This is a genomic window from Streptomyces sp. CO7 (genome assembly GCF_053474865.1).
Genome location: NZ_JBRIOU010000171.1, coordinates 1 through 9,017 on the forward strand (window position 1 = coordinate 1; position 9,017 = coordinate 9,017).

At 72.7% G+C, this 9,017-nt stretch carries 9 protein-coding genes; 7 read left to right on the forward strand and 2 right to left on the reverse strand.

Going from position 1 to position 9,017, the window contains the following annotated elements:
- Together ACOV8S_RS31685 and asnB are read right to left on the reverse strand one after the other, a co-directional pair.
- Positions 1–188 (reverse strand): AMP-binding protein (locus ACOV8S_RS31685; protein WP_448321929.1); only part of this gene is annotated, 188 nt, incomplete at its 3' end.
- Positions 188–2,026 carry an asparagine synthase (glutamine-hydrolyzing) gene (asnB, locus tag ACOV8S_RS31690; protein WP_448321931.1) on the reverse strand — a complete coding sequence of 613 codons (1,839 nt, stop codon included), beginning with the start codon at positions 2,024–2,026 and terminating at the stop codon, positions 188–190. The genes asnB and ACOV8S_RS31685, both read right to left, overlap by 1 nt.
- 498 nt (positions 2,027–2,524) lie before the next feature.
- On the opposite strand from asnB, the gene ACOV8S_RS31695 reads away from it, so the two are divergent.
- From ACOV8S_RS31695 to ACOV8S_RS31725, 7 genes are all read left to right on the forward strand, one after another.
- Positions 2,525–3,175, forward strand: coding sequence for a response regulator transcription factor (locus ACOV8S_RS31695; protein WP_448321932.1), 651 nt, complete (start codon positions 2,525–2,527; stop codon positions 3,173–3,175).
- Positions 3,176–3,355: 180 nt separating this feature from the next.
- Positions 3,356–3,628 (forward strand): phosphopantetheine-binding protein, encoded by a 273-nt coding sequence (locus ACOV8S_RS31700; RefSeq protein WP_448321934.1) that lies wholly within the window; start codon positions 3,356–3,358, stop codon positions 3,626–3,628.
- A 5-nt stretch (positions 3,629–3,633) separates the two neighbouring features.
- On the forward strand, positions 3,634–5,082 hold the full coding sequence (locus ACOV8S_RS31705; RefSeq protein WP_448321936.1) for a methylmalonyl-CoA mutase family protein: 1,449 nt from the start codon (positions 3,634–3,636) through the stop codon (positions 5,080–5,082).
- 31 nt (positions 5,083–5,113) lie between these two features.
- Complete coding sequence (gene ccrA, locus ACOV8S_RS31710; protein WP_448321938.1) at positions 5,114–6,475, forward strand: crotonyl-CoA carboxylase/reductase; 1,362 nt, start codon at positions 5,114–5,116, stop codon at positions 6,473–6,475.
- Positions 6,472–7,974 (forward strand): amino acid adenylation domain-containing protein, encoded by a 1,503-nt coding sequence (locus tag ACOV8S_RS31715; RefSeq protein WP_448321940.1) that lies wholly within the window; start codon positions 6,472–6,474, stop codon positions 7,972–7,974. The genes ccrA and ACOV8S_RS31715 overlap by 4 nt, the downstream gene beginning before the upstream one ends.
- On the forward strand, positions 7,967–8,215 hold the full coding sequence (locus ACOV8S_RS31720) for a phosphopantetheine-binding protein (RefSeq protein WP_448321942.1): 249 nt from the start codon (positions 7,967–7,969) through the stop codon (positions 8,213–8,215). The genes ACOV8S_RS31715 and ACOV8S_RS31720 overlap by 8 nt, the downstream gene beginning before the upstream one ends.
- Positions 8,199–9,017, forward strand: an 819-nt coding sequence (locus tag ACOV8S_RS31725) for an MFS transporter (RefSeq protein ID WP_448321944.1), incomplete at its 3' end; no start/stop codon positions are given. The genes ACOV8S_RS31720 and ACOV8S_RS31725, both read left to right, overlap by 17 nt.

The following is a 9,017-nucleotide window of genomic DNA, read 5'->3' on the forward strand; positions in this document are numbered from 1 at the left end:
CACCAGCCCCGCGGGGCCAGCAGCCCGACCGCGTCGCCCGGCCCCACCCCCCGGGCGCCCAGGCCCCTGGCGATCCGGGCGGACGCCTCGTCGAGCTGCGCGTAGGTGTGCTCCCCGTCGTCGTCCACCACCGCGACCCGGTCGCCGTGGGCCGCGCAGGCGGCGAGGAGCATGCCGGTGAGCGACATCAGAGCTCGACCCGCACGCCGGACGCGAACCAGTGGTGCATCTGGACCGCGGCCTCGATGCTCATCCGCGTCACGCCGGCCCGGAGCCCGAAGGTGGGATCGGTGAGCACGGAGGCGACACGGTCCTTGTCGAGCAGGTCGTTCACCGCCGCGCCGCCGTCCCCGGTGATCGCCCTGAGCTGCTCGCGCAGAGCGGTGCGGTACCCGGGATCCTGCACGGTCGGGTACGGCGACTTCTTGCGCATCAGGACCGACTGGGGCAGCAGGTCGTCCACCGCCGCGCGCAGCAGGCTCTTCTCGCGCCCGTCGGCGACCTTCATCTCCCAGGGCACGCTGTAGACGTACTCGGCGAGTTCGTGGTCGACGAAGGGGACCCGGCCCTCCACCGAGGCCGCCATGCCGAGGCGGTCCTTGCGGTCGAGGATGACCCGCAGGTACCGCGTCATGTTCAGGTAGGTGATCTCCCGCATCCGCCGCTCGTGGGCCGACTCCTCGCCGGTGAGCGGAACCTCGGCGAGGGCCTCCTCGTAGCGCTCGGCGACGTACCCGGGGAAGTCCAGCCCCCGGTACAGGTCGCGGTCGAGGAGCCCGGAGAGGAACTCCATCCGGTGCGAGGCCCCGAGCCAGGGGAAGGTCCGCGAGTTCACGTAGAACGGGTCGTGGAACCAGACGTACCCGCCGAACAGCTCGTCCGACCCGTCCCCGGTGAGGGTGACCGTGGAGAAGCGCCGGACCTCCTGGGAGAGCCGGTAGAGCGACACGTACATGTCGAGGCCGGCGGCGGGCCGGTCCATCGCCCGGACCACGGCCGCCTGGCCCTCCGGGTCCATCAGGTGGTGCCGGTCGATCAGCAGCTCCCGGTGGTCGCTGCCGAGGTGGGCGGCCATCTTCGCGACGTAGGGGGCGTCCGGCGAGTCGTGCACCTCGTCCGGGCGGAAGTTCTCCAGGTGGTAGGCGAACTCCATGGAGAAGGTCCGCAGCCGTTCGCCGCCGCCCAGGGAGCGGTTGACCAGGGCGCAGACGGCGCTGGAGTCCAGGCCGCCGGAGAGCATCGAGGAGATGGGCACGTCGGCCGTCACCTGACGTGCGATCACGTCCTCGAGCAGCTCGCGCACGGTGCGCACGGTGGTGGGCAGGTCGTCGGTGTGCGGCCTGGGGGTGAACGTCCAGTAGCGCGAGCGGCTGACGCCCTCGCGGGAGAAGCGCACGACCTCGCCCGGTACCACCTCACGGGTGTGCCGGAAGACCGAGCGGCCGGGGGTGGGCGTGAACGACAGCGCCTCCAGCAGGCCGGCGCGGTCGACGACCGGGTCGACCAGCCCGGTGGTGAACAGCGCCTTCGGCTCGGAACCGAAGGCGAAACCCTCGTCGGTGCTCGCGTAGAAGAGCGGGTAGATGCCGAACCGGTCGCGCACCAGGACCAGTTCCTCCCTCTCCACGTCCCAGACCGCGAAGGCGAACATGCCCCGCAGCCGTTCGGCGCAGGCGGCCCCCCACTCCTGGTAGGCCCGCAGCACCACCTCCGTGTCACTGCGGTCGCGGAAGTGGTGGCCGCGGGCCCGGAGTTCCGCCCGCAGCTCGACGAAGTTGAAGACCTCGCCGGTGTAGCTCAGCACATGGGTCTCGCGGCCGTGGCCGTCCGTGGCGAGTGCCGGCTGGTGCCCGCCCTCCAGGTCCACCACGGCGAGTCTGCGGGGCACGAACAGCGCCCGCGGGGAAGCCCATTCGCCCACCTCGTCCGGGCCGCGCAGCTCGAGTGCGCCCCGCATCGACTCGGCCAGGTCGGGCCGGCGTGAGAGGTCATCGGTGAAGGAGACGAGTCCGACTATGCCGCACATGGAACGCAAACCCCCAGCGTCGTGGCCGGCCTGCGAGGCCCAGGTCCGGACGGGTGTTCATACCGAGCGATCAGCACCCGATGATCGGACCTGGCCGTCCGTTCGTCACCCCCGATGGCAGCTAACTGCCATGTCGCGTCGCCGCGCGCACGGGGACGCGGGGGAGCGGCCGTCGCGCACCGTGAGGACTCATCGACTTGGCGGGAATCGCGCCGTACGCTCATGCCCCGCAGGGGTGGTCCCAGACACACCATGGGCCACCCGGGTCATGGCATGGCGCCGGATCGCACCCGATCCGGCGTCCCGTGGAAGAAGGACGTTGGCGTGCAACTGGTGGATGAGTGCGGGGAAACCCGCGACGGGGCCGGGGAAGTCCACGACGGATACGCCGACTCGGCCGGGGAGCGAGTGAGCCGGTTGGTGTCGGCCATCGAACCGCCTCTGGTCTGCGCGGTGTTGCGGCAGGCACTCGACCGGTCTGCGGCCCGCAGGGGGAGCGTGCAGCTCACCGGACGGTTCGCCCACGAGACGGTCAACCGCCCCGCGTCCGAGTTCGCGCGGCTGGTCCGGGCCGAGGTGCTCGGCCGCGGGCACGCGCTGCGGCTGCTGCTGACCCGCTCCTCGGCCGACGAGCCCCGGCTCCGCGCCCGTCTGGCGGGACTGCCCGCGCGCACCGCCCACGTCCGCTTCTCCGCCGCGCCGCTGCCGGACCTGGTCTCCTTCGACCGGGAGCTGGCCCTCGTGCGCTCGGCACCCCCGGACGGCCGGCCACAGGTCCTGGTCACCCGCTACGAGGCGACCAACGTGCTCCACCAGTTCCAGCAGGTGCTGTGGGACCAGGCCGCGGAGCCGCCCGGACCGGGAGGCGCCGCCCGGGTGCCGGAGCTCGACGAGACCCAGATGCAGGTCCTGCGGATGCTCGCGTCCGGGATGAAGGACGACACCGCGTGCCGGCAGATGAACGTGTCCGTCCGCACCTACCGCCGGCACGTCGCCACCATCCTCAAGTCCCTCGACGTCAACACCCGTTTCGAGGCGGGACTGGCCGCGGCCGAACTCGGCCTGCTGGGCCCGCGTCCGGTCCGGCGGAGCGCCGGTCATCCCGATGGCAGGTTCATGCCGAGTTTGCTGTCCGAAGGCGCTTGCTGAGCGCTTCGGAGCGCTTCTAGGTTGATCGCCAGGTCGACCGGGGACCGATCCCGGGGCGGCGGACGTGCCCGCTCCGCGGTCCCGTCGGCCGCCTCCTCCTGGACGAACTCCTGCACCAGCTCCTCGCGCTACGCCGCCTCGCCGTGCCCGCACGGCCGGGCGGCAGAAACGGATGACGGGATGACAACCGAGCCGGTCGGCCTCGCCGACGTTCAGGCAGCCGTGGTGGCCGTGACCGCCGAGGTCCTGCAGATGCCGGACGTCGGCATCGAGGACAACCTCCTCGAACTGGGCGTGGACTCGCTGGTCGCCACCCGCATCGTGGCGGCCCTGCGGACGCGCTTCGGCGTGGACATCCCCCTGCTGAACGTCTTCGAGTACCCGGGACTGGACGAGTTCGCCGAATCGGTCCTCGACCTCGTCGACGACGCACGAGACGCGGCCCGGGCCTGACCGCGATGGGGACACCCGGGGAGTTCCCCTACGACGCGGGCCTCCACCCGGCGGGCTACACCACACGGCTGTGGACCATGCGGCAGCTCGCGGGACTGCAGAGCGCCGAGTCGACCAACGAACGCTTCAAGTACCTGCTGGGCATGGGCGAGACGGGCCTGTCGCTCGCCTTCGACCTGCCGACCCAGCTCGCCCTCGACCCCGACGAGCCGGCCGCGGACGGCGAGGTGGGACGCACCGGCGTGTCCGTCGCCACCGTCGACGACCTCAAGAGCGTCTTCGAGGGCATTCCGCTGGACCAGGTCTCGGTCTCCATGACCATCAACGCCACCGCGCCCGTGCTGCTGGCCATGTGGATCGTGGCGGCCGAGGAGTCCGGCGTCGACCCGGCCGCGCTGCGCGGAACCCTGCAGAACGAGATGCTCAAGGAGTTCCTCGCCCGCAAGGCCTACGTGTACGACCTGGACACCAGCGTGCGGTACGCGCTCGACGTCGTCGAGTACTGCATGCGGGCCCTGCCCGGCGTCCACCCGATCTCCATCTCGGGCGGCCACGCCCGGGAGGCCGGGGCCGACGCCGCCCTGGAGGTGGCCTGTGCGCTGGCGAGCGTCGACGCCTACCTCGGCGGCATGGCCGAGCGCGGTCACCCGGCGGACGCGGTGGCCTCCCGGTTCAGCTTCATCTTCGGCACCGACATGGAGATCCTCAAGGAGGCGGCCAAGCTGCGGATCGCCCGCCGCCGCTACGCCGAGCGGATGCGCGACAAGTGGGGCGCCACCGAACCCCGGGCCCTGAAGATGCGCACCCAGGTCAACACCTTCGGCTCCGCGCTCGCCTACCAGGAACCCCTGAACAACGTGGTCCGCGCCACCGTGCAGGCCGTCGCCGCCGTGCTCGGCGGAACCCAGTCCCTGCACGTGTGCAGCTTCGACGAGGCCGTCCAGACCCCCGGTCCGCTGGGCGCGCGCATCGCCCTGCGCACTCAGCAGATCCTCGCCCACGAGACCGACCTCGCCCGCTACGCGGACCCGCTGGGCGGCTCCCGCGTCGTCGAGGGTCTGGTCGAGGAACTGGGCAAGGAGGTCGACGACTGGCTCCGGCGGATCGAGGAACGCGGCGGCATCACCGCCTGCATCCGCAGCGGCTGGCTGGAGGGGGAGATCGAGGAGCTCGCCTACCAGGACCCCGGACCGACCGTGGGCGTCCTCGACCCCGCGGACCCCTCCGCGTCCGAACGCGACCTGCTGCGGGCCGAACGGCACACCACGACCGGAGGCCGGCGCGATGTCCGCCGGCAGCCCTGCGCGGCCGAGCTCGCCCGGCTGCGGGCGGACGCCCTGGAGGGCCGCAACGTGCTTCCCGCCCTCGTCGAGGCGGTCCGGGCCCGCGCCTCCCTGGGACAGCTGCGCGAGGCCATGCGCCCGGCCGGCGACCCCGCCGCACCCACCCGCTGACCCACCACGAACCCGAACCGGAGTGACGAAGATGGCGAGTCTCATCGAGGCGGTCCGGCACGGCGCCGACCCGGCCCGGCTGATGGCCTGCGAGGTGCCGGAGTCCTACCGCGCGGTGTACCTGCGCCGCGAGGACGAGCACCTGTTCCGCGACGCCGGCCCGCACGCCGACAAGGACGTGCGGCGCACCCTCCACGTCGGCGAGGTGCCCATGCCGGAGCTGGCCCCGGACGAGGTGCTGGTGGCGGTCATGGCCTCGGCGGTGAACTACAACACCGTCTGGTCCGCCATGTTCGAGCCGATGTCCACCTTCCGCTTCCTGAAGCAGTTCGGCCGGCAGGACCGCTGGAGCGCCCGGCACGACCTCGACCACCAGGTCGTCGGCTCCGACGCCGCCGGTGTCGTGGTCCGCGTCGGCGCCGCGGTGCGCCACTGGACGCCCGGCGACCACGTGGTGGTGAACCCGCCCTACATCGACGAGCAGGACCCCGTCTCCCAGCGCGACGGCATGATGAACACGACCATGCTCGCCTGGGGCTTCGAGACGAACTTCGGCGCCTTCGGCGACTTCGCGGTGGCGCGGGCCAGCCAGCTGATCCCCAAGCCCCCGCACCTGTCCTGGGAGGAGGCCGCCTGCAACACCCTCTGCCTGGGCACCGCGTACCGCATGCTGATCGGTGAGCACGGCGCCCGGATCAAGGCCGGGGACATCGTCCTGATCTGGGGCGCGGCGGGCGGCCTCGGCTCGTACGCCGTGCAACTGGTCCGGCAGGCGGGCGGCATCGCGGTCGGCGTCGTCGGCTCCACCGACAAGGCCGACCTGATGGACCGGCTCGGCTGCCACCTCGTCGTCGACCGCAACAGCGTCGGCCTCGGCGACCAGGACGAACAGGACGGCGGATCGGCCTGGAAGTCCCTCGGCTCGCTCATCCGCAAGGAACTGGGCGAGGACCCGCACGTCGTCTTCGAACACGTCGGCAGGGCCACCTTCGAGACCTCCGTCAACGTGGTGCGGCGCGGCGGCACCGTCGTCACCTGCGGGTCCAGCAGCGGCTACCGGCACGCCTACGACAACCGCTACCTCTGGATGAAACTCAAGCGGGTCATCGGCAGCCACGGCGCCAACATCGACGAGGCGTGCGAGGCCAACCGCCTGATGCGCCTGGGCATGGTGGTGCCGGCCCTGTCGCGCGTCCACCCCCTCGAGCAGGCCGCCGAGGCCACCCGCTCGGTCCAGCTCAACGAGCACGAGGGCAAGGTCGGCCTGCTCAACCTCGCCACCGCCGAGGGACTGGGCGTGACCGACCCCGGCCTGCGGGAGAGGGTCGGCGAGGAGCGGCTGCGGCTGTTCCGCGACCACGCGGCGGCGACGCGCACGGTGGGGGCCCGGTGACGATCCCCGAGGCGTTCCGCCGCCAGGCGGCGCTGCGGCCCGACGCGGTGGCCGTCGCCTCGGCCGACGAGCGGATCGGCTACGCCGAACTCGACCGGCGCTCGGACGACCTGGCCCGCGACCTGGCCGCCGCCGGGGTGCGCGCGGGGGACCGCGTGCCCGTCTGCCTGGAACGCTCCGTCGCCCTGGTCGTCGCCCTGCTGGCCGTGCTCAAGGCCCGCGCCGCCTACCTGCCGCTCGACCCGGGCGAGGCCCCCCTGCGACTGGCCGGCATCCTCGCCGAGGCCGAGGCACGGGTGGCCCTCGCCGACGGCACGGGCACGGAGCTGCTCGCCGGCCACGGGCTGCGGGTGCTGCGGGAGACCGCCCGGGCGCCGGGCGCCGCGGCCGGCCCCGGCGGCCGGGCGGAAGACCTCGGCGACCCGGAGGACGTGGCCTGCCTGATGTACACCTCGGGCTCCACCGGCGGCCCCAAAGGGGTGATGGTGCCGCACCGGGCGGTGCTCAACCTGGTCACCGCACCCGCCTACGTGGACCTGACCCCCGAGGACCGCCTGCTGCAGCTGGCGCCGGTCGCCTTCGACGCGGCGACCTTCGAGATCTGGGGCGCCCTGCTCAACGGCGCCCGGCTGGAACTGGCGCCCGCCGCCCCGCTCGGCCCCGACGCCCTGGGCGACCTGCTGCAGGAGCGGCACATCAGCGTGCTGTGGCTGACCGCCGCCCTCTTCCACCGCCAGATCGACGCCGCCCCCCGGTCGCTGGCCGGCCTGCGGACGGTCCTGTCCGGCGGCGACGTGGTGTCCGTCGAGCACGTCCGCACACTGCGCGCGGCCGCACCGGACCTCGACGTCGTCAACTGCTACGGACCCACCGAGGCCACCACCTTCTCGACGTTCCACCAGGTGGCGCGCTACGAGGAGTTCGGGCCCACGCTGCCGATCGGACGGCCCGTCCAGGGGGTCCTCGCCGAGGTGCGCGACGAGACAGGCACACCCGTCCCGGACGGCACGCGGGGCGAGTTGTGGGTCGGCGGGGCAGGCGTCGCACACGGTTACTGGCGCCGGCCCGAACTCACCGCCCAGCGGTTCCGGACCGACGCCGCGGGCCTGCCCTGGTACCGCACCGGCGACCTGGCCCGGCGCGGACGGGACGGCCTGCTGCACTTCCTGGGGCGCCTCGACGGCCAGTTCAAACTCCGCGGGCACCGGGTGGAGCCCGGCGAGATCGAGAACCTGCTGACCGCCCACCCGCAGGTGCGCCAGGCCGCGGTCGGCGTCCGCGACAACCTGGTCGGCGACCCGAAACTGGTCGCCTGGCTGACCTGCGCCGGACCGCTCGACCGCCGGGCGCTCCGCGCCCACCTGCGGGAGCGGCTGCCCGCCCTCATGGTGCCGGCCGTGTTCGCGGTCGTCGACGGCCTTCCCGTCACCCCCAACGGCAAGGTCGACCGGAAGGCGCTCCCGGACCCCGACTGGCGACGCAAGGAGAACTATGTCTGAGGCCCAAGGACGGCTGGTGCGCGTCGTCGCCGAGGCCTGGCAGGAGGTGCTCGGCATCGACGGCGTCGGGCCCGACGACGACTTCTTCGACCTGGGCGGCGACTCGATGGTCGCGGCCAGGCTCAGCATGCTGCTGGAGGAACGGCTCGGGTCGGGCGTCGAACTGCTGACCGTGTTCGACCACCCGACGGTCGCGGAACTCGCCGCGGAACTGGAGAAGACGCATGCCGACCGGGTCTGAGACCGTGGTGCCCCCGAAGCCGGGGAAGCGGGACGTACGACTGTGGCTCGCCGGGACCAGCGTGTCCCTGTTCGGGGACGCCGCCCTGTGGATCACGCTGGGCATCTGGATGAAGGACCTCACCGGGTCCAACGGCATGGCCGGACTGGCCTTCGCCGCCTACGTGGTGCCCCGTCTGGGCACACCGTTCCTCGGCCTGGTGGTGGACCGCTTCCGGCGCCGGCCGCTGATCGCCTTGATCAACTTCGCACTGGCGGGCTGGGTCTGCCTCGCCTTCCTCGTCCGGGACGAGAGCCAGGCCTGGCTGCTCTACCTGGTGCTGTTCGGCATCGGCCTGGGCGTCGGCATGCACAACGCCGCGGGCAGCGCGCTGCTGACCGACCTGGTGCACCCCGACGACCTCGGACGCACCAACGCCCTCATGCGCACCCTGCAGGAAGGCGGCATGCTGGTCGCCCCGGCGGTCGGCTCCGCCCTCTACGTCGGCATCGGGCCGCGCGCCGTGGCCGCCCTCGAGGTGGTCACCTTCCTGGTGTGCGCCCTGTGCGTGCTCGCGGTCCGGGTGGACGAACCCGCGCCGAAGCGGCCCGACGGCAGGCTCCCGCAGGAACTCCTGGCCGGTGTGCGGCACCTGGTGCGCACCCCGCGCCTGCGGGCCGTGTCGATCGCGCTCGGCGGCGGCTTGCTCGGCTTCGGCTTCATCGAGACCGTCATCTACGCGATCGTCGACGAGGGCCTGCACCGCAGCGCCGCGTTCGTCGGCGTGCTCACCGTGGTCAAGGGGGTCGGCGCGGTGTTCGGG